The sequence below is a fragment of the Cellulomonas wangleii genome (assembly GCF_018388445.1).
GTDB lineage: Bacteria > Actinomycetota > Actinomycetes > Actinomycetales > Cellulomonadaceae > Cellulomonas > Cellulomonas wangleii.
The window spans coordinates 3,239,926-3,259,663 of the sequence record NZ_CP074405.1 but is presented as its reverse complement, the minus strand read 5'-3'; the positions used below and the strand labels follow the sequence as shown (position 1 = coordinate 3,259,663).

Here is a 19,738-nt window from a genome sequence, read left to right as displayed (position 1 = left end):
CGCGATGGACGCCCCCGAGGACCTCGTGCTGCGACCCGTGACCCCTGATGACGTGCCGGCGCTGACGCGCCTGCTGCATGACGCGTACGCGGACCTCGCCGCGCGCGGCCTGAACTTCACGGGTGCCACCCAGGACGAGGCGACGACCGCCCGGCGCAGTCTCGGTGTGGGCGCCTCGTGGGTGCTGGTCGACGCGGCCGGCGGCCTCGCGGGCACCATCACCGCGACCAGCCCTCCTGGCCGCGGCATCAAGGCGCTCACCGACCTGGCGCTCGAGCCGGACCGCGTCTGGCTCAACCAGCTCGCCGTCCGTCCGGACCTGCGGGCGCGAGGGCTGGCGACGTACCTGTGGGGCGTGCTGCGCGAGTGGTCCCTCGCGCGCGGCATGCGGTCGGTGGGCCTGGACACGGCGGAGCCCGCTGCGCCGCTGCGCGCGATGTACCGGCGGTGGGGCTTCGTCGACGCCGACGTCGTGCAGTGGCCCGGCAAGACGTACCGCAGCGTGGTGATGCTGCACAGCCTGGAGCGCGCGCCGCGAGGTACGGACGGTGAGACGGCGCGTCTCGCATCCTGAGAGCGGCGGCGTGCTGCCGTTGACATGCCCGCGCCGGGCGGCCGATCCTCGACACAGGTCATGAGCGCCAGCGACAAGCCCCGGCTCGCTGGCCGGCAACCCTCCTCCGCGGTGGGGTGCCCCGGGTGACGACCTGGCCGCGCGCCGTTCGGCGCCGGCAAGCGCGGGGCCCTCGGCGGTCCCCGGACCGTTCCGGAGGAGCACCATGACCACGATCACCGAGCTGTTCGCGTGTGCCGACGAGGCGTCGGGCACCGCGGCCCCCGGACCGCGCAGCGGGGACGCGCCGCTGCTGCCGGTCGTCGGCGCGTCGACCACCGTCCCGCTCGTCGACGGCACCAGCCGCACCTACGCCAACCTCGACTGCGCCGCCAGCGCCCCCGCGCTGGAGTCCGTGGGCGCGCGCGTCGCCGAGGTGCTGCCGCTGTACGCCTCGGTGCACCGCGGCGCGGGTTACCTGTCGCAGGTCTCGACCGCGCTCTACGAGACGTCCCGGCAGTCGATCGCCCGCTTCGTGGGGGCCCGCGAGGACGACGTCGCGATCATCACGCGCAACACCACCGACTCGCTCAACCTGCTCGCCGGCGTCGTGCCGCACGGCGAGGCCGTGCTCGTCCTCGACGTCGAGCACCACGCCAACCTGCTGCCGTGGGTGCAGCACAGCGGGGGCGGGCAGTCCGGGACGGGGCGCGTCGCGACCGTCCTGCCGGTGCAGCCGACGGTCGCGGCCACGCTCGACGCGCTGCGCACCGAGCTCGCACGCCGCCCGTACGCGCTGGTCACGGTGACGGGCGCGTCGAACGTGACGGGGGAGGCGCTGCCGCTGGACCGCGTGGTCGGGCTCGCGCGCGCGGCGGGTGCGCGGGTGGCCGTCGACGGGGCGCAGCTGGTGCCGCACCGCGGGTTCTCGCTGGCCGCCACGGACGTCGACTACGTCGCGTTCTCCGGCCACAAGACGTACGCCCCGTTCGGCGCCGGCGCCCTGGTGGGGCGCCGGGACTGGCTCGACACGGGCGTGCCGTACCTCGCAGGGGGAGGCGCGGTGCGCGACGTGCGGGCCGACCGGACGGTCTGGCAGCCCGCGCCCGCGCGGCACGAGGCGGGCTCGCCCAACGTGCTCGGGGCGATCGCGCTCGCGCAGGCCTGCGACACGCTCGCCGACCTGCCCGCGGGTGCGCTCGAGGCGCACGAGCAGGCGCTGCGGGACCGCCTGGTGCGAGGCCTCGAGCGGCTCGACGGCGTGCGCGTCGCGCGGATCTGGCCGGACTCGACCGACCCGGTGGGCGTCGTGACGTTCACGGTGGCGGACCTGAACCCGGGCCTGGTCGCGGCGTACCTGGCGGCCGAGCACGGCATCGGCGTGCGCGACGGGCGGTTCTGCGCGCACCCGCTGCTCGCGCACCTCGGGGCGTCCCACGGCGCCGTGCGCGCGTCGGTCGGGGTCGGGACGACGGCCGAGCACGTGGACCGGCTCGTCGCCGCGCTCGGCGTGCTGCTGGTGCGCGGGACGCAGGCGGAGTACGAGGTGGTCGACGGCTGCTGGTCTGTCGTCGACGACACGCGCCCGCTCATCGAGGTGCAAGGGCTGGACCACCTGGCCGCGACCGCGGCGGCCGCCTGCGGGCCGGCGCTGGACGACTGAGGCGCACCGACCCGGCCGTCGCGCCGGCGACGCGCGCCCCGCGGCGGGCGACGTCCCACCGTGCGGGACACCCGCGAATGCGCTGGTCGCCCGGTCGGGGCGGGGGGAGGATCGTCCGCGTGCTCCACGACCTGACGCTCGACGGCCACGGTGTGCGCCTCGTCCCCCTCGCCGAGGACCACGCGACGGCGCTCGCGGCCTTCGTCGACGAGCGGGTGTGGGCGGGCATGACGTCGCCCACGCCCCGGGGCGTCGACGACCTGCGGGACGTCGTGCGGACGGCCCACGGGACGCCGGCGCGGTACGCGTTCGCGGTGCTCGTGGACGGCGAGGTGGTCGGGTCCACGTCGTTCTACGACGTCGACCTGCGGATGGGACGGCTCGAGGTCGGGCACACGTTCTCCGACCCGCGCGTGTGGGGCACGCACGTGAACCCCGCCTGCAAGCTGCTGCTGATGGCGCACGCCTTCGACACGTGGGACGTCGCGCGCGTCGCCTACCGCGTCGAGGCGCGCAACGCCCGGTCGATCGCGGCGGTCACCCGGCTCGGTGCCCGGCCGGAGGGTCGGCTGCGGGGGCACCGTGTCGCCGCCGACGGGACGCGCCAGGACTCGCTGTACTTCTCGGTGCTCGCGGACGAGTGGCCGGACGTGCGCGCGGGGCTCGAGGAGCGGCTCGCCGGGGACGGGGTGCCCGCCGCGCGCACGTCGGTGCTGCTGCTCGGCGGGCGGTCCGGGGTCGGCAAGTCGACGGTCGCCGCGGCGGTCCACGACCTGCTCGTCGCGCGGGACGTGCCGCACGCCTGGGTCGAGGGTGACGCGCTGGACCTCGCGCACCCGGCGCCGTGGGAGCACGGCGTGGCCGAGGCCAACCTGGCGGACGTCTGGCGTCGCTACCGCGCCCTGGGGTACCGGCGGCTGGTGTACACGAACACCGTCAGCGTGCTGCAGGCCGACGTGCTCGCCGCCGCCGTGGGGGACCGCCCCCACGTGACGTCGGTGCTGCTCACCGGCTCGGACGCGACCGCGCGGGAGCGGCTGGGCCGGCGCGAGCACGGCGCGTCGTACGACGCGCACGTCGCGCGCTCGGACGCCGCCGCGGTGCGGCTGGGCGAGCGGGCCGGCACGGGCGTGCACCGGGTCGCCACCGACGGTCGGACGCCGCAGGACGTCGCCGCGGAGGTGGTCGCGCTCGCGGGCTGGTGAGCCGCGGTGCGGTCGAGGGGTCAGTCCTCGACGACGAGCCCGACGTGGTGGGCGAGCAGAGGTGCCAGGTCCAGCAGCTGGTCGTGGGTGACCTGCGCGCCGCCGAGGCTGCCGACCCCCTCGACGACCCGCAGCCGCGCGCCGCGCAGGTCGCACGCCACCAGGCGTGCCTGGGTCGCGTCGAGGCGGCGCAGGTCGCAGTCGACGACGGTGAGCCGGCGCACGCGCGCGTGGCTCAGGTCCAGGTCACCCAGCGTCACGCCCTCCAGCCGCAGCTCGTCCACCGTGGACTCGCGCAGGTCGAGGTAGTCGATCTTGCCGCCGACGACGTGGACCCGCGTCCACGTGGAGCCGAACGCGGTCAGCGCGCCGACGCGCACGCCCGTCAGCGTCACGTCCCGCCACGTCGAGGACGGTGCGGGCAGCGCACCGGCGCGCACCCCCGTCCAGGTGGTGTCGAGGACCCGCACGCCGTCCATCGTGACCTGGTCGAGGTCGCAGTCCTCGACCTCGCAGTCGAGGAACTTCGCGCGTGACGCGTCGCGGCCGGTCAGGTCCAGCCCGCGGAACGCCAGGCCGTCGAGGTCGGCGTCGGGCTCGAGGTCGTACGCGTCACCGTTCAGCATGGCCCGACCCTCCCACGGACCGCGGACACCCTCGCCCGACGGCCTCCCGGGCGAACGCCGTTGCGCACCGCGGCCCCCAGCCGGCGAGAGGGCGATCCAGCACGGGTGGGGTGTGCTGGATCGACCTCTCGCGGACTGGGGGCCGAGCGCTCGCGGGCGGTCAGGACAGCGGGGTGACCTGCCCCGCGAGGTGCAGCCGGCCCGAGCGCGGGTGCCAGACGGTGAACGCGTGCCCGTCGCCGTCCGGGGCGACCCGCACGTCGGGCGTCGCGGGCAGCAGGACCGGCGCGGCGAACTCGACCGACCAGACGAACGCGTCGCCGCGTGCGGCGCCCACGTCCGCGAGGGCCCGCGACGCCGTGTACATGCCGTGCGCGATCGCCCGCTTGAACCCCAGCGCCCGCGCGGTGACGGGCGACAGGTGGATGGGGTTGCGGTCGCCGGAGACGGCGGCGTACCGGCGACCGACGTCGGCCGGCAGCTCCCAGCGACCCGTGCGCACCGGCGGCGTGAACTCGGGGCGCGGGGTCTCGTCGCGGGGCGCGTCGGGCAGGCGGACGGCCTTGGCGAGGTACGTCGAGACACCGAGCCAGGCGACCTCGCCGTCGGCGCTCACCTCGGTGACGAGGTTCACCTGGGTGCCCGAGCGGTGCGGCCGCAGGTCCTGGGACCAGGCCCGCACGGCGAGCCGGTCGCCGAGCGCGAGCGGACGGCGCTGCTCGACGCGGTTGGCCAGGTGCACCATCCCGAGCAGTGGCAGCGGGAAGTCCGGGCGGACCATCAGCGCCATCGCCACCGGGAACGCCAGGACGTGCACGTACCCCGCCGGCAGCGCGTCCGTGCCGGGCTCGTGGAGCAGGTGCTGGTACGCGGTCAGGTGGTCGGCGTCGGCGTGGACGTCGTGCACGACGTAGGTGACGTCGGGCAGCCCGCGGGACGTCGCCCGCGCGCCACCGGGCACCACCGAGCGTGCGGAGGCGACCAGCCCACGGCCGTAGAGCCCGCCGAGCCCGGGAACGGCGGGCAGGACGACCTCGGTCGCCGGCCCGGACGTCGGCCCGGACGTCGGACCGCCTGTCACCGGCCCACCATGTTCTGGCCGCAGACGCGCAGCGTGCGCCCGACGATCCCCCCGGCGGCCGGGGAGGCGAGGAACGCGATGGCCTCCGCGACGTCGACGGGCAGGCCGCCCTGCTGCAGGGAGTTCAGCCGGCGCGCGACCTGCCGCGTGACGGCCGGGATCCGCGCGGTCATCTCGGTCTCGATGAACCCCGGGGCCACGGCGTTGGCGGTCCCGCCGAACGGCACGAGCAGCGGTGCGGTCGCCCGGACCATGCCGATGACGCCGCCCTTGGACGCCGCGTAGTTGGTCTGGCCGCGGTTGCCGGCGATGCCGGACGTGGACGCCAGCGAGACGATGCGCGGCGCGTCCACGAAGTCCCCGGAGGTCAGCAGCGCCTCGTTGATGCGCAGCTGGGAGTCGATGTTGACGGCCAGCACGGACGACCACTTGTCGTCGCTCATGTTGGCGAGCAGCTTGTCCCGCGTGATGCCGGCGTTGTGGACCACGATGTCGAGCCGGCCGTGACGGCTCCTGGCGTGCTCGAGGATCCGCTCGCCGGCGTCGGGCGCGGTGACGTCGAGCTGCAGGGCGGTGCCGCGCACGCGGTTGGCGACCTGCGCGAGCTGCTCGCCCGCCGCGGGCACGTCGACCGCGACGACCGTGGCACCGTCCCGCGCGAGCGCGTCGGCGATGGCCGCGCCGATGCCGCGCGCGGCACCCGTGACCACCGCGACCTTGCCGGTGAGCGGCTTCTCCCAGTCGGTGGGCAGCTCGCCCGCGTCGGAGTCGACCTCCAGCAGCTGCCCGTCGACGAACGCCGACCGCGCGGACAGGAAGAACCGCAGCGCGGCGACCACGCTCGGCGCGGTGACGGGCACCGGCTCGGCGACGACGACGCCGTTGCCCGTGCCGCCGGCGCGCAGCTCCTTGGCCAGCGACCGCAGGAACCCGTCGACCCCCTGCCGGGCGGCCGCGACGGCCGGGGCGTCGGAGTCCAGGGCGGGCCGCGAGATCGTGACGACCCGTGCGCCGCCGCGCAGCGACCTCAGGGTGCTCGCAGCCGCCAGCACCGGTGCGGTGAGGTCGTCCGGGTGCTCGACGTCGGTGAGCACGAGCACGACGGCCGCGTACCGGGTGTCCGGCGACGCGTGGCGGTGCACCTCGACGTCCCAGCCGTCGAGGACGGCCGGGGCGTCACCGGTGGGGGTGGCGCCGCCCGGGGGCGAGGACAGCAGCGTCGCGACCGCGTCGGCGTCGGGCCCGGAGCCCAGCACCAGCGCGGGGCCGTCGAGCAGCGGCCGGCCGGGGCGGTGGCGGCGCAGCACGGCGGGGCGCGGCAGGCCGAGCTGCTTGGCGAGCTTCTGGGTGAGCCCGTTGTTGACGAGCTCGAGGTAGCGGTCGGTCATCACGACTCCTGCGTCGTCGGGTCCGGCGGGTCGCCCGCTCCCACCGGGGAGCCGATCGCTCTGTCGCCGAGGGGAGGGGCGGGACTGCGCTGCGGCGGGAGAGGGCTCCCGCCGCAGAGGGTCAGGCTGCTTCGAGGAGGGCCGTGAGGCCCAGGCCACCGGCCGCGCAGACCGAGACGAGCGCACGGACGGGGGAGTCGTCGCCGGCGGCCACCTGGGCGGCGCGCCGCGCGTGCAGCTCCTTGGCAATGGTGGCGACGATGCGACCGCCCGTCGCGGCGAACGGGTGCCCGGCGGCCAGCGAGGAGCCGTGCACGTTGAGCCGCGCAGGGTCGACGGTGCCGAACGCGCCGTCCAGCCCCAGGCGCTCGCGGCCGAACTCGGCGGACTCCCACGCGGCCAGCGTCGTGAGGACGGTGGACGCGAACGCCTCGTGGATCTCGACGTAGTCCAGGTCCTCGAGCCGCAGCCCGTGCCGGGCGAGCAGCCGCGGGACCGCGAAGACCGGCGCCATGAGCAGCCCGTCGACACCGTGCACGAAGTCGACCGCGCCGGCCTCCGCGTCGACGACCGCGGCGAGCGGCGTGAGGTCGTGGGCGGCAGCCCACTCGGCCGACCCGAGCAGCACGGTGGACGCACCGTCCGTCAGCGGGGTGGAGTTGCCGGCCGTCATGGTGGCGGGCGTGTCCAGACCCAGACCGAAGGTCGGCTTCAGCTTCGCCAGCTTCTCGAGCGAGGTGTCGGCGCGCAGGTTCGCGTCGCGCGTCAGGCCGCGGTACGGCGTGACGAGGTCGTCGAAGAACCCGGCGTCGTAGGCGGCGGCGAGGCGCTGGTGGCTGCGCAGCGCGACCTCGTCCTGCGCCTCGCGGGTGATGCCCCACTGGGCGGTGGTCAGGGCCTGGTGCTCGCCCATCGACAGGTGGGTGCGCGGCTCGGACGTGCGGGGCGTCGCCGGGGCGAGGTCCTTGGGACGCAGGCGGGCGACAGCCTTGAGCCGCTGCTGCGGCGTCTTCGCGTGCGACAGGTCGAGCAGCACGCGGCGCAGGCGGTCGCTGACGGCGATGGGGGCGTCGGACGTCGTGTCGACGCCGCCGGCGATGGCGGACTCGAGCTGGCCGAGGCGGATCTTGTTGGACAGCGAGACCACGGTCTCCAGGCCGGTCGCACAGGCCTGCTGCACGTCGTAGGCCGGGGTGGTGGCGGCGAGGGCCGACCCGAGGACGGCCTCACGCGTGAGGTTGAAGTCGCGGCTGTGCTTGAGCACCGCCCCGGCGGCGACCTCGCCGATGGTCTCGCCCTGCAGCCCGTAGCGGGCGACGAGCCCGTCGAGCGCCGCGGTGAGCATGTCCTGGTTGCTCGCCTGCGCGTACCTGCCCCCGGCGCGGGCGAACGGGATCCGGTTGCCGCCGAGCACGTACGCGGTGCGGGGCAGGGCTGCGGGCGTGGTGGGCGTGGCGGGGGACGTGCTCGGCTTACGGGTGGCCATCTGGCGTTCCCTCTCGCATCGGCGTCTGTGGCGTGCGGTCGTTCCGGTGACCCTGTCCCGCTCTGGCGGGAGGGACGTTCGTCCCGGAAGGGTGTCCGGAACTCACAGTACCTGATACCTTCGGTTGCGTGAGCCCCGTCACTCCGGGAGCGTCGACGACGACCTCCTCGAACCGATCGCGCGACGACGCGCCCGGCCGGCCCGTGCCGCGGGTGCCCCCGTCCGCACGTGCCGTCGTGCCGGACGGTGTGGACGAGGACGCCCCCGCCGACGGCCGCTCGACGCGCTGGGCCGACCACCGCGAGGCCCGGCGCGCCGAGCTGGTCCGCACGGCCCGCAAGACCGTGCACCACCGCGGCCCCGACGTCTCGATGGAGGAGATCGCCGCCGCGGCGGGGACGTCCAAGTCGATCGTCTACCGGTACTTCACCGACAAGACCGGCCTGCAGATCGCGGTCGCCGAGGCCGTCGTCCTGCAGATCCGCGGCGCCCTGGAGGGTGTGCTGCGCGTGGCGCCCACGCCCCGCGAGGGCCTGCGCGCGATGGTCGCCGTGTACCTGGAGATGATCGAGTCGTCGCCGCACGTGTACGCGTTCGTCACGCGCGACGGGTCGGTGGAGTCGGGAGGCCCGCTGGGGCACTTCCTCGACTCGGTCACGGCCCTCGTCGCCGCCCCGTTCGCCCGCGGTCTCACGGAGGACCGGGACGACGTGCGCGTCGCACGCCGTCCGGAGGCCGAGGAGTCCGACACCGGACCGGACCCGGCGACCGTGGCGCTCGCCGAGTCGTGGGCCGCCGGCGCCGTCGGGTTCGTCCGCGGCGCCGGCGAGTGGTGGCTGGCCCACCGGGGCGAGCCGGGCACGCCCGACCGCGAGACCCTCACGGCCCAGGTCGCCGCGTGGCTGTGGGCCGGACCGGTCGGGCTGCTCGCCCGCGAGCACCCCCGCCCACCGGCGCAGCCCGCACCGTCGGGCACCGCCGACCTCGACACCCGTCCCCGCACGCCCGCCCACCCGGCGGACCAGCAGCACACGACCGGCGACGACGCCGGGCACACCACCAGGGAGCAGCGATGACCACCACCACCGACCGCCCCACGGCCCGCCCCGTCGCTGCCGCCGCGCCCCCGCGCGTCGACGTGGCAGCGCTCGAGAACCTGCTGCTGGGCCAGTACGCGCAGCTGCGCCGCGAGGCGCGGGCGGTCACCGCCGACCCGTTCTTCCACAAGATCGACGGCCAGTCGGTGGCCGAGCACCGTGAGCGCGTGCTCACGCAGCTGCGCCGCCTGGAGGCCGAGCACGACGTCCTGCGGTCGTTCCCGACGCACCTCGGCGGCGCCGACGACCACGGCGGCTCGCTCGCGCGCTTCGAGGAGCTCGTCGCCGGCGACCCGTCGCTGCAGATCAAGGCGGGCGTGCAGTGGGGGCTGTTCGCCTCGGCGATCCTGCACCTGGGGACCCAGCACCACCACGACACGTTCCTGTCCGACGCGATGCACCTGCAGGTGCCCGGCGCGTTCGCGATGACGGAGGCCGGCCACGGCTCGGACGTCGCGTCGATCGGGACGACCGCGGAGTACGACGCACAGACGCAGGAGTTCGTCATCCACACGCCGTTCCGTGCGGCGTGGAAGGACTACCTCGGCAACGCGGCGGTGCACGGCACGGCGGCCGTCGTGTTCGCCCAGCTCGTCACGGCCGCGCCCGACGGCCCGCGCGTCAACCACGGCGTGCACGCGTTCTACGTCCCGATCCGCAACCCCCGGACGATGGAGTTCCTGCCCGGCATCGGCGGCGAGGACGACGGCGTCAAGGGCGGCCTCAACGGCATCGACAACGGGCGCCTGCACTTCACGCACGTCCGGGTCCCGCGCACGAACCTGCTCAACCGGTACGGCGACGTCGCCCCCGACGGCACGTACTCCTCGCCCATCAAGAGCCCCGGGCGGCGCTTCTTCACCATGCTCGGCACGCTCGTGCAGGGTCGTGTCTCCCTCGACGGCGCCGCAGCCAACGCGAGCAAGATCGCCCTGGCCATCGCGGTGACGTACGCCAACCAGCGCCGGCAGTTCGCCGGCGGCACGGGCGACGAGGTCGTCCTGCTCGACTACGGCCAGCACCAGCGCCGGCTGCTGCCGCTGGTGGCGGACGCGTACGCCACGGCGTTCGCGCACGAGGAGCTGCTGGCGGCGTTCGACGAGGTGTTCTCCGGCCGCGGGGACACCCCGGAGAACCGCGAGGACCTGGAGACGCTGGCGGCGGCGCTCAAGCCGACGTCGACGTGGAACGCGCTGCGCACGCTGCAGGAGTGCCGCGAGGCGTGCGGCGGTGCGGGGTTCATGGCCGAGAACCGGCTGACGGGGCTGCACGCGGACCTCGATGTGTACGTGACGTTCGAGGGTGACAACACCGTGCTGTACCAGCTCGTCGCCAAGCGGCTGCTCGGGGACTACGCGAAGGCGCTCAAGGTCACGCAGGCCGACCGCGGCGACCTCGCGCGGTTCGTCGTCGACCGCGTCACCGACGCCGCGATGCACCGCACGCCTCTGATCCGGGCCGTCCAGACCCTCGGTGACCGGGGCGACGCCCGGCGGTCCGTCGGCCGGCTGCGGGACACGCAGACGCAGCGCGACCTGCTCACGGACCGCGTCGAGACGATGGTGGCGCACGTCGCGCAGGCACTGGCCCCGGCCCGCAAGATGAGCCCGGAGAAGGCTGCGGACCTGTTCAACGCCCACCAGCACGAGCTCATCGAGGCGGCGCGCGCGCACGCCGAGCGCGTGCAGTGGGAGGCGTTCACGCGGGCGGTCGAGCGCGTGGAGGACCCGGGGACGAAGCAGGTCCTCACGTGGGTGCGCGACCTGTTCGGGCTCACGCTCGTCGAGCGCAACCTCGCGTGGTACCTGGTCAACGGGCGCCTGTCGGCCGGGCGTGCCCGCACCGTCACGTCGTACATCGAGCGGCTGCTGGCGCGGCTGCGGCCGCACGCGCAGGACCTGGTCGACGCGTTCGGGTACGGCCCGGAGCACCTGCGGGCGCCCATCGCGTCGGGGCAGGAGCAGGAGCGGCAGGACGAGGCGCGTGCGTACTACCGCGCGCAGCGGGCCAGCGGTGACGCGCCGATCCCGGAGAAGCACCTGACGCGCTGACCTTCGCCGCCTGCGGGCGCGCCGTCCCGGGAGCCGGTGGCGTGCCCTCCACGCTGACGGTGAGGTCCGGGTCGTGGATCGCACGGATCTGGGGAAGGCTGCCACGGTGGTCGACCGCCTGCTGTGCGACGCCGGACCCGAGGCGGTGCGGTCCGCCTGCCGCGACCGGTTCGTCGTGGTCGTCGAACGGTGACCGGAGTGCCGAGGGCGAGAGGCGGGGCGGTGCCGGTGCCGGTGTCGACGGACCTGCGGCGTCTCGTCGTGCCGGTGTACGCGCCGGCGGCGCTGGCGATGGCGAGCCTCGGCATCGTCACACCCATCCTCGCGCTGCTCGCCATCGAGCGGGGCGCCGCACCGGGTGACGCGGCCCTGGTCGTGGCGATGCTCAGCGTGGGCGGGTTCGTCGGTGCGCTGCCGAGCGCGCTCGTCATCACGCGGCTCGGGGACCGGTGGGCGCTCACCGGCGCGCTCGTCGTGGAGACCGCAGCGATCCTGGCCCTGTGCGTCGTGCGCTCCGTCCCGGCGATGCTCGTCGCGGGCTTCGCCATGGGGCTCGCGGGGGTCGTCCTCGCCGTCGCCCGGCAGAGCTACCTCGCGACGGCCGTGGACGTCGGCGTCCGGGGCCGGGCGATGGCCCTGCTCGGCGGCGTCTTCCGCGCAGGCTCGCTGGTCGGGGCACTGATCGCGTCGCTCCTCCTCACCCTCGGGCCCATGGAGTGGGCGCTCCTCACCGCCGCCGGGCTCTCGGCGTGCGCCGCGGTCGCGACGTACGCGTTCACCGCTCCTGCCGAGCCCGGCCCTGCGGCCGACGGGCGGGCGCCGGCGATGTGGCGGCCCGGGTTCGGGCGGCTGTTCGCCACTCTGGGGGTCGGCGGTGCGCTCGTCATGCTCGTCCGTGCGTCGAGGGACGCCCTGCTTCCCCTGTGGGGCCACGACCTGGGGCTCTCCGAGAGCACCGTCACCCTGCTCTTCGCCGTGTCCTCCGCCGTGGACCTCAGCCTCTTCTACGTGGCGGGGATGGTGATGGACCGGTACGGCCGCAGGGCGGCGGTCGTCCCCGCGATGGTCGTGATGGGCGTCGCGCTGCTCTGCCTCCCGCTGGGCGATGCGGTGCTCTGGGCGTTCGTCATCGGCGTCGCGCTGGGGCTGGGCAACGGCCTGTCCTCGGGGGCTGTGATGACGATGGGCGCCGACGCGGCGCCGGAGGACGCACGGGCGTCCTTCCTCGCGGGATGGCGGCTCGTCACGGGCGTCGGGCAGTCGTCCGGACCGGTGCTGGTCGCGGCCGTGGTCGGCGCGTCCACCGTGGGCGTCGCGGCGACGGTCGTCGGGGCGCTCGGCCTGGTCGGGGCGGGCTGGCTGCGGTGGTGGCTTCCCCCCGGGCCGCCGGGCGGCGACGGGCGGGACGGCGAAGGTGGTCCGCTCGGCGTCGTCGCCGGCCGTCGCGACGACGCGCCTGCGGAGGGCCGACCAGCGGCCGCCTCGGTCCGCAGGGCCGGTCGTCGCCGGCGACGTCCCGCAGGTCGTGCCGAGGTGCGCTCGACGCCGGCGACGACGCGTCGCTAGCGTGCCCACATGGGCACCTCGTGGACAGAGGGCGATGCCGAGGCCGCACGGACGCGCCTCGCCGAGGTCGTCGCGCCCCTGCCCGAGGTCAGCGTGCAGCTGCGGAGCGAGCACGGTCACGCGGCGGTCCTCCTGGGAGGACGCCGGTTCGCCGGGCTCACGGTGGACCACCACGACGACGGCCTGCTCGCGCTGCGGATCGGGACGACGCCCGAGGAGCAGCGCGAGCTGGTCGCGCGGGACCCGGCACGCTTCTTCGTGCCCGACTACGACGGGGCGCACGGCTGGGTCGGCATGCTCGTCGACCCGGCGAGCGACCCCGACTGGGAGCACGCGGCGGAGCTGCTGGAGTCCGCATGGCGTCGCAGGGCGTCGAAGCGTGCGCTGCGGGCGCTGGACGCGCGGCGGGCCGCCGGTGACGACGGGCACTCGGCCCCCTGACCCCGGCGCCGCGCGCTGCCGTGCCGCGCCGTGTGACCGCGTCCGCTCCCGGCGCACCCCGTCCTGGTGCCTAGGCTGGAGCCGACACCCCGCACACCCAGCCTCCCAGGAGCACCCGTGGTCGACCTCGCCTACGTCATCGCCGGATCCGAAGCGACCGGCGGCGCCGGCATCCAGGCGGACCTGCGCACGTTCCAGGAGCTCGGCGCCTTCGGCCTCGGCACGCTCACCTGCATCGTGTCGTTCGACCCGGCGAACGACTGGGGGCACCGCTTCTTCCCCGTCCCGCCCGAGGTCATCGCGGCGCAGATGGAGGCGGCAGCCGCCGCCTACGACCTCGACGTCGTCAAGATCGGCATGCTCGGGACGCCCGCGACCATCGACGTCGTGGCCGAGGGGCTGCGGCGGCAGCCGTGGCGGCACGTGGTGCTGGACCCGGTGCTCATCTGCAAGGGCCAGGAGCCGGGCGCGGCCCTCGACACCGACAACGCGCTGCGCGAGCAGATCGTCCCGCTCGCCACGGTCGTCACGCCCAACCTGTTCGAGACCCGCGCGCTGTCCGGCATGGACACGATCGAGACGGTGGAGCAGCTCACCGAGGCCGCCCGCCGCATCCAGCAGCTCGGCCCGCGGTACGTGGTCGCCAAGGGTGGCGTCGAGCTGCCGGGTGACGACGCGGTCGACGTGCTCGTCGCCGGCGACGACGTCACGGTGCTGCGGACCCCGAAGGTCGGCGAGGAGCGCGTCGCCGGTGCCGGGTGCACGCTGGCCGCCGCGATCACCGCGGAGCTCGCGAAGGGCGCCGAGGTCGGTGCGGCCGTCGAGCGGGCGAAGGACTTCGTCACCGCCGGGATTCGGGGACGCGTGTCCGGGCGAGCGCCGTTCGAGGTGGTCCGCCAGGGCGCCTGACCTCCCCGCGAGGTCGCCCCGACGAACCGCGACGAGCCCCGGCGAACCCTGACGAGTACGGGCGGAGCGTCGCCGACCACCTCGCTGATCAGGCGGTTCGTTCCCGCAGTGCGCGTGGGCGAAACGACCGTTACCGTCGGAATCGAGCCCGCGTGGTGCGGGGTCGTTCTCAGCGGGGGGCTGAACATGGTCACGAACACGCGCCGAGCCAAGCGGCACGAGGGTGAGCCCGAGGTCGTCGAGCTCAATCCGGTCTTCGCCAGGCCGGGGGAGGCCACCGCCATCCCCAAGTTCGACTTCCCGGCCGACGAGGCGCTGCCCGAGACGGCCTACCAGATCGTCCACGACGAGGCGATGCTCGACGGGAACGCGCGGCTGAACCTCGCGACGTTCGTCGGCACGTGGATGGACGAGCACGCGTCGCGGCTGTACATCGAGGCCGCCGACAAGAACATGATCGACAAGGACGAGTACCCCCAGACGGCCGCCGTCGAGACGCGGTGCTGGACGATGCTCGCCGACCTGTGGCACGCCCCGGACCCGCGGAACACGATCGGGACGTCCACCATCGGCTCCTCCGAGGCGGCGATGCTCGGTGGGCTGGCCCTCAAGCGTCGCTGGCAGCACGCGCGCCGTGAGGCCGGCAAGCCGACGGACAAGCCCAACCTCGTGCTGTCCAGCGCGGTGCAGGTCTGCTGGGAGAAGTTCTGCAACTACTTCGAGGTCGAGGCCCGCTACGTGCCGATCTCGCTGGAGCACAAGGTCCTCGACGGGCACGACCTGGAGAAGTACGTCGACGAGAACACGATCGGTGTCGTCGCGATCATGGGCGTGACGTACACGGGCATGTACGAGCCGGTCGCGCAGATCGCGGCGGCACTCGACCGCATCCAGGAGTCGACGGGCCTCGACGTGCCCATCCACGTCGACGGCGCGTCCGGCGCCATGATCGCGCCGTTCGTCCAGCCCGACCTGGAGTGGGACTTCCGCGTGGCGAGGGTCGCGTCGATCAACACCTCGGGCCACAAGTACGGCCTGGTGTACCCCGGGCTCGGCTGGGTGGTGTGGCGGGACCTCGAGTCGCTGCCCGAGGACCTGGTCTTCCGGGTGTCGTACCTCGGTGGCGACATGCCGACGTTCGCGCTGAACTTCTCGCGGCCCGGCGCCCAGGTGCTCCTGCAGTACTACCTGTTCATCCGGCTCGGCCGCGCGGGGTACGAGGCGGTGCAGCGGACGTCCCGGGACGTCGCGCTCTACCTCTCGGGCGAGATCGCGAAGATGCCCGCGTTCGAGCTGTGGAACGACGGCTCGGACATCCCGGTGTTCGCCTGGCGGCTGCGCGAGGGGCACACGACCAACTGGAACCTCTACCACCTGTCCGAGCGGCTGCGGACGAAGGGGTGGCTGGTGCCGGCGTACCCGATGCCCGACGACCTCACGGACCTCACCGTCCAGCGCATCGTGGTCCGCAACGGGTTCAGCCACGACCTCGCGTCGGCGTTCCTCGCCGACCTGCGCGACGAGGTCGCCTACCTCGACGCCCTCACCGGTCCCATGCCGGCCGAGGGCCACCGCTCCGGCTTCCACCACTGAGCCGCGGACAAGGCAGGGGGACACCTATGTCTGCGCAGAGCAGCACGCCCGCATCCGGTGGCACCGGGCCGCACATCCGGGCCGACGGCACGCACGCGCCGTCCGCCGACCACGTCAAGCCGCACCCGTTCGGCACGCCGGGCGCGCGCAAGCCGCCCGACCACACCGGCCCCGCGATCGGCGCGCCGGCCGTCGGCCCGGCCACCTACATGTCCGTCCTGCAGCTCGCGATGCTCACCGTCGTGGTGGTCGCGTCGCTGCGCTCCCTCCCGGCGATCGCGACCTACGGGCTCGGGTCCGTGACGCTGTTCGTCATCCCCGCGATCGTGTTCCTCGTGCCCACGGCCCTCGTCGCCGCCGAGCTCGCCACGGGCTGGAAGGGTGGCGTCTTCACGTGGGCGCGCGAGGCGTTCGGCGAACGCCTCGGCTTCGTCGCCATCTGGCTGCAGTGGATCCAGAACGTCGTCTGGTACCCGACGCAGATCGCGTTCATCGCGGCGAGCCTGTCGTTCGTCATCAACGACCAGGGCCTGGCGAACAACGGCCTGTACACCGCCGTGGTCATCCTCGTCCTGTACTGGGGGTCGACCCTGATCACGCTGGCGGGCGGCAACCTGTTCGCCAAGGTCGGGTCGTGGAGCGGCATCTTCGGCACGCTCCTGCCCGCGCTCCTGCTCATCGTGTTCGGCGCGATCTGGCTGAGCACGGGCGAACGGTCGGAGACGCCCCTGGAGGCGTCCGCCGTCATCCCGCCGTGGACCGGCATCGCGTCGATCGTGCTCATCGTGTCCAACGTCCTCGCGTACGCGGGGATGGAGGTCAACGCCGTTCACGCCAACGACATGAAGAACCCCGGCCGCGGGTTCCCCCGGTCGATCGCGATCGCGACCGGCCTCATCCTGCTGGTGTTCATCCTGCCGACCATCGCGATCTCCGTGGCCGTGCCCAAGAAGGAGCTGGGCGTCACCAACGGGATCAACCTGGCCTTCCAGGAGTTCTTCGACCACTGGGGCATCCCCTGGGGGACGCCGGCGATCTCCCTGCTGATCGCGCTCGGGGCGTTCGCGTCCGTCGTCACGTGGATCGCCGGCCCGTCGCGCGGTCTGCTGGCCGCCGCCCGCACCGGGCTGCTCCCGCCGGCGCTCCAGCGCCGCAACAAGGCCGGTGTGCAGGTCGGCATCCTCGGCGTCCAGGGCGTCATCGTGACGCTGCTGGCACTGCTGTTCGTCCTGGTGCCGAACGGCAACACCGCGTTCATCGCGCTGGTGGACATGGCGGCGGCGCTCTACCTGATCATGTACATGATCATGTTCGCCGCCGCGATCCGGCTGCGGCGCACCCAGCCGAACGTGGTCCGCACCTACCGCACCCCGGCGATGAAGGCGGTCGCCGGCGTCGGGTTCGCCTTCAGCGCCATCGCGTTGATCCTCGCGTTCATCCGGCCGTCGGGCTTCACCGGCCTCTCCGAGGTGGCGTACCCGATCGTCGTGGGCCTGGTCGTCATCTTCCTGGGCGGCCCACCGCTGCTGTTCTACGCGATGCGCAAACCGTCGTGGGACAAGCGCACCGCGGAGGAGCGGGCGACCACCGACAGCGTGCTGGTCAACCCGCCATCCGCGGGGTCGACACCCCCGTCCGCGGGGTCGGCACCGCCGCCCGCGGGGTCGGGACCGGGGCGGCCGGGCACCGGCCGGCCCGCGACGGGCTAGCAGGCGGCCGGACGGCGGGGACCCCTGACACGGGTCCCCGCCGTCCGGCGCGCCGTCGGCCGACGGGGTCACGCGTGCACCCGGCCTCGAGACCGTCGAACAGCTCGCGCCGAGGAGTTCGTCACGGCCGGCATCGAGGGCCGGGTGTCCGGGCGGGCCCCGTTCGAGGTGGTCCGCCAGGGCGCCCGACGAGCGCGTCAGGTCGCCCGCTCCCACTCCTCGACGTCACCCGGGACGACGACGAGCAGGGGGTGCGGTAACGGCCGGCCGGCCTGCACCGACTGCGTCCACCGCTCGGGCGAGCGGACCTCGAGCTTGGCGAGCAGGTGCCGCCACTCGAGCGCGAGCTGCCCGTCGGTCACCGGGATCCGTGGTGTGGTGCCGATCCGCTCGGATGCGGTGGCCTCGATGCGGGTCGTGTCGAAGCGGTAGCCGCGGGTCTTCGGCTCGTCGGCGACGGCGTGCAGGTACGCGGCGATCGCGACCTCCGGCTCGGGGTGCGCACGGAACCGTGCGAGCTGCGGGTGCCGGGTGTACCCACGGGTGCGGCCCGCGAGGACGGCCTGCGCGAGCAGCGCCTCGCGCCAGCACGCGACGAGGCCGGCGCGGTCGAGGAGCGCCGGGTGCAGCGACCACAGCCTCACGGGCACACTCGCCCGCGGACGGCGACGTCGCCCGGTCGGTGCTCGGGCAGCTCCGTGCGTAGACGTCAGGCGACGTCGAGCCGACCGAGCCGTGGTCGGTCGGGGAGGTGCCGGCCGGGGTGACTGCTCGGGACGTGCAGGCCCGCGCGTCGAGCCACTCGGCCGCGGCCGCGAGGAAAGCCCCTCCACCCGCGCGAGAACTAGGACCTTCGGGCAGGAATCCGATCCTGGGACCAGGCATATCGTGAAAACACGGGCTCGCGCCCGCGAGCTCGTAGCTCACAGGGGGAACCACCATGGTTACGAACACTCGCCGAGCGGCTCGTCGCCACGACGAACCCGACGTGGTCGAGCTGAACCCGGTCTTCGCCCGTCCGGGCGAGGCCACGGCTGTCCCGAAGTTCAGACTGCCGGACGAGGAATCACTACCGGCCACGGCCTACCAGATCGTCCACGACGAGGCGATGCTGGACGGCAACGCTCGCCTCAACCTCGCCACGTTCGTGGGCACGTGGATGGACGAGTACGCGTCGCGGCTGTACCTCGAGGCCGCCGACAAGAACATGATCGACAAGGACGAGTACCCGCAGACCGCGGCCGTCGAGACGCGGTGCTGGACGATGCTCGCCGACCTGTGGCACGCGCCTGACCCCGAGCACACGATCGGGACCTCGACGATCGGCTCGTCCGAGGCCGCGATGCTGGGCGGTCTGGCGCTCAAGCGGCGCTGGCAGCACGCGCGGCGTGCCGCCGGGAAGCCCACGGACCGGCCCAACCTCGTGCTGTCCAGCGCGGTGCAGGTGTGCTGGGAGAAGTTCTGCAACTACTTCGAGGTCGAGGCGCGCTACGTGCCGATCTCGTGGGACCACAAGGTCCTCGACGGGCACGACCTGGAGAAGTACGTCGACGAGAACACGATCGGTGTCGTCGCGATCATGGGCGTGACGTACACGGGCATGTACGAGCCGGTGAAGCAGATCGCCGCCGCGCTCGACCGCATCCAGGAGGCGACGGGCCTCGACGTCCCGATCCACGTCGACGGCGCGTCGGGTGCCATGGTCGCTCCGTTCGTCCAGCCCGACCTGGAGTGGGACTTCCGCGTCGAGCGGGTCGCGTCGATCAACACCTCCGGCCACAAGTACGGCCTGGTCTACCCGGGTCTCGGGTGGGTGGTCTGGCGTGACCTGGAGTCGCTGCCCGAGGACCTCGTCTTCCGGGTGTCGTACCTCGGCGGTGACATGCCGACGTTCGCGCTGAACTTCTCGCGGCCCGGTGCTCAGGTCCTGCTGCAGTACTACCTGTTCCTCCGCCTCGGCCGGGCCGGGTACACGGCGGTCCAGCAGACGTCGCACGACGTCGCGCGCTACCTGGCGGACGAGATCGCGAAGATGCCGGCGTTCGAGCTGTGGAACGACGGCTCGGACATCCCGGTGTTCGCCTGGCGGCTGCGCGAGGGGTACACGACGAACTGGAACCTCTACCACCTGTCCGACCGTCTGCGCACCAAGGGCTGGCTCGTCCCGGCGTACCCGATGCCGGACGACCTCCCCGACGTCACGGTGCAGCGGATCGTGGTGCGCAACGGGTTCAGCCACGACCTGGCCTCGGCCTTCCTGGACGACCTGCGTGAGGAGGTCGCCTACCTCGATGCCCTCACCGGACCGATGCCCACCGAGAGGCAGCGCTCCGGCTTCCACCACTGACGCACGGACGGAGGCTGTCATGT

At 73.9% G+C, this 19,738-nt stretch carries 16 protein-coding genes and 1 riboswitch; of the genes, 11 read left to right on the top strand and 5 right to left on the bottom strand.

The features are described from left to right. Positions 1-4 precede the first annotated feature (4 nt). The 3 genes from KG103_RS15020 (at position 5) to KG103_RS19145 (ending at position 3,421) form a co-directional block, all read left to right on the top strand. A complete protein-coding gene (locus KG103_RS15020) occupies positions 5-574 on the top strand; it encodes a GNAT family N-acetyltransferase (RefSeq protein WP_207339319.1) in 570 nt (189 codons plus the stop codon). A 56-nt stretch (positions 575-630) separates the two neighbouring features. Next, a riboswitch (SAM riboswitch) is annotated at positions 631-744 on the top strand. 35 nt (positions 745-779) lie between these two features. Beyond that, positions 780-2,216 carry an aminotransferase class V-fold PLP-dependent enzyme gene (locus KG103_RS15015; RefSeq protein WP_207339318.1) on the top strand — a complete coding sequence of 479 codons (1,437 nt, stop codon included), beginning with the start codon at positions 780-782 and terminating at the stop codon, positions 2,214-2,216. A gap of 119 nt (positions 2,217-2,335) precedes the next feature. Then, positions 2,336-3,421 (top strand): GNAT family N-acetyltransferase, encoded by a 1,086-nt coding sequence (locus tag KG103_RS19145; protein ID WP_307860896.1) that lies wholly within the window; start codon positions 2,336-2,338, stop codon positions 3,419-3,421. 20 nt (positions 3,422-3,441) lie between these two features. On the opposite strand, the gene KG103_RS15000 is transcribed toward KG103_RS19145, so the two are convergent. The 4 genes from KG103_RS15000 to KG103_RS14985 all read right to left on the bottom strand — a co-directional run bounded on the left by KG103_RS15000 (position 3,442) and on the right by KG103_RS14985 (position 8,002). Further along, entirely contained in the window at positions 3,442-4,047 is a 606-nt protein-coding gene (locus KG103_RS15000) for a pentapeptide repeat-containing protein (protein WP_207339317.1), read from the bottom strand. A gap of 160 nt (positions 4,048-4,207) precedes the next feature. Then, a complete protein-coding gene (locus tag KG103_RS14995) occupies positions 4,208-5,128 on the bottom strand; it encodes a MaoC/PaaZ C-terminal domain-containing protein (RefSeq protein WP_249670620.1) in 921 nt (306 codons plus the stop codon). Beyond that, positions 5,125-6,516, bottom strand: coding sequence for a 3-oxoacyl-ACP reductase (locus KG103_RS14990; RefSeq protein ID WP_207339316.1), 1,392 nt, complete (start codon positions 6,514-6,516; stop codon positions 5,125-5,127). Before KG103_RS14990 ends, KG103_RS14995 begins: the two co-directional genes overlap by 4 nt. A gap of 121 nt (positions 6,517-6,637) precedes the next feature. Next, positions 6,638-8,002, bottom strand: a complete 1,365-nt coding sequence (locus KG103_RS14985; protein ID WP_207339315.1) for an acetyl-CoA C-acetyltransferase — start codon at positions 8,000-8,002, stop codon at positions 6,638-6,640. A 128-nt stretch (positions 8,003-8,130) separates the two neighbouring features. On the opposite strand from KG103_RS14985, the gene KG103_RS14980 reads away from it, so the two are divergent. The 7 genes from KG103_RS14980 (at position 8,131) to KG103_RS14950 (ending at position 17,368) form a co-directional block, all read left to right on the top strand. Then, positions 8,131-9,078, top strand: a complete 948-nt coding sequence (locus KG103_RS14980) for a TetR family transcriptional regulator (RefSeq protein ID WP_372434845.1) — start codon at positions 8,131-8,133, stop codon at positions 9,076-9,078. Continuing rightward, on the top strand, positions 9,075-11,150 hold the full coding sequence (locus KG103_RS14975) for an acyl-CoA dehydrogenase family protein (protein ID WP_207339314.1): 2,076 nt from the start codon (positions 9,075-9,077) through the stop codon (positions 11,148-11,150). Before KG103_RS14980 ends, KG103_RS14975 begins: the two co-directional genes overlap by 4 nt. Positions 11,151-11,384: 234 nt before the next feature. Further along, positions 11,385-12,716: an MFS transporter gene (locus tag KG103_RS14970; protein WP_207339313.1), complete on the top strand. Its 1,332-nt coding sequence runs from the start codon at positions 11,385-11,387 to the stop codon at positions 12,714-12,716. Between the two features lie 9 nt (positions 12,717-12,725). Continuing rightward, positions 12,726-13,157 carry an MmcQ/YjbR family DNA-binding protein gene (locus KG103_RS14965; RefSeq protein WP_207339312.1) on the top strand — a complete coding sequence of 144 codons (432 nt, stop codon included), beginning with the start codon at positions 12,726-12,728 and terminating at the stop codon, positions 13,155-13,157. A 117-nt stretch (positions 13,158-13,274) separates the two neighbouring features. Beyond that, positions 13,275-14,066 carry a bifunctional hydroxymethylpyrimidine kinase/phosphomethylpyrimidine kinase gene (gene thiD, locus KG103_RS14960; RefSeq protein ID WP_207339311.1) on the top strand — a complete coding sequence of 264 codons (792 nt, stop codon included), beginning with the start codon at positions 13,275-13,277 and terminating at the stop codon, positions 14,064-14,066. A 186-nt stretch (positions 14,067-14,252) separates the two neighbouring features. Further along, positions 14,253-15,659 (top strand): glutamate decarboxylase, encoded by a 1,407-nt coding sequence (locus KG103_RS14955; RefSeq protein ID WP_207339310.1) that lies wholly within the window; start codon positions 14,253-14,255, stop codon positions 15,657-15,659. A gap of 26 nt (positions 15,660-15,685) precedes the next feature. Then, positions 15,686-17,368, top strand: coding sequence for an APC family permease (locus tag KG103_RS14950; RefSeq protein ID WP_207339309.1), 1,683 nt, complete (start codon positions 15,686-15,688; stop codon positions 17,366-17,368). A 197-nt stretch (positions 17,369-17,565) separates the two neighbouring features. Here the strand turns inward: KG103_RS14950 and KG103_RS14945 are convergent, their stop codons facing one another. Further along, positions 17,566-18,012: a pyrimidine dimer DNA glycosylase/endonuclease V gene (locus KG103_RS14945; RefSeq protein WP_207339308.1), complete on the bottom strand. Its 447-nt coding sequence runs from the start codon at positions 18,010-18,012 to the stop codon at positions 17,566-17,568. A gap of 296 nt (positions 18,013-18,308) precedes the next feature. On the opposite strand from KG103_RS14945, the gene KG103_RS14940 reads away from it, so the two are divergent. Then, complete coding sequence (locus tag KG103_RS14940; RefSeq protein WP_089798188.1) at positions 18,309-19,715, top strand: glutamate decarboxylase; 1,407 nt, start codon at positions 18,309-18,311, stop codon at positions 19,713-19,715. Positions 19,716-19,738 lie beyond the last annotated feature (23 nt).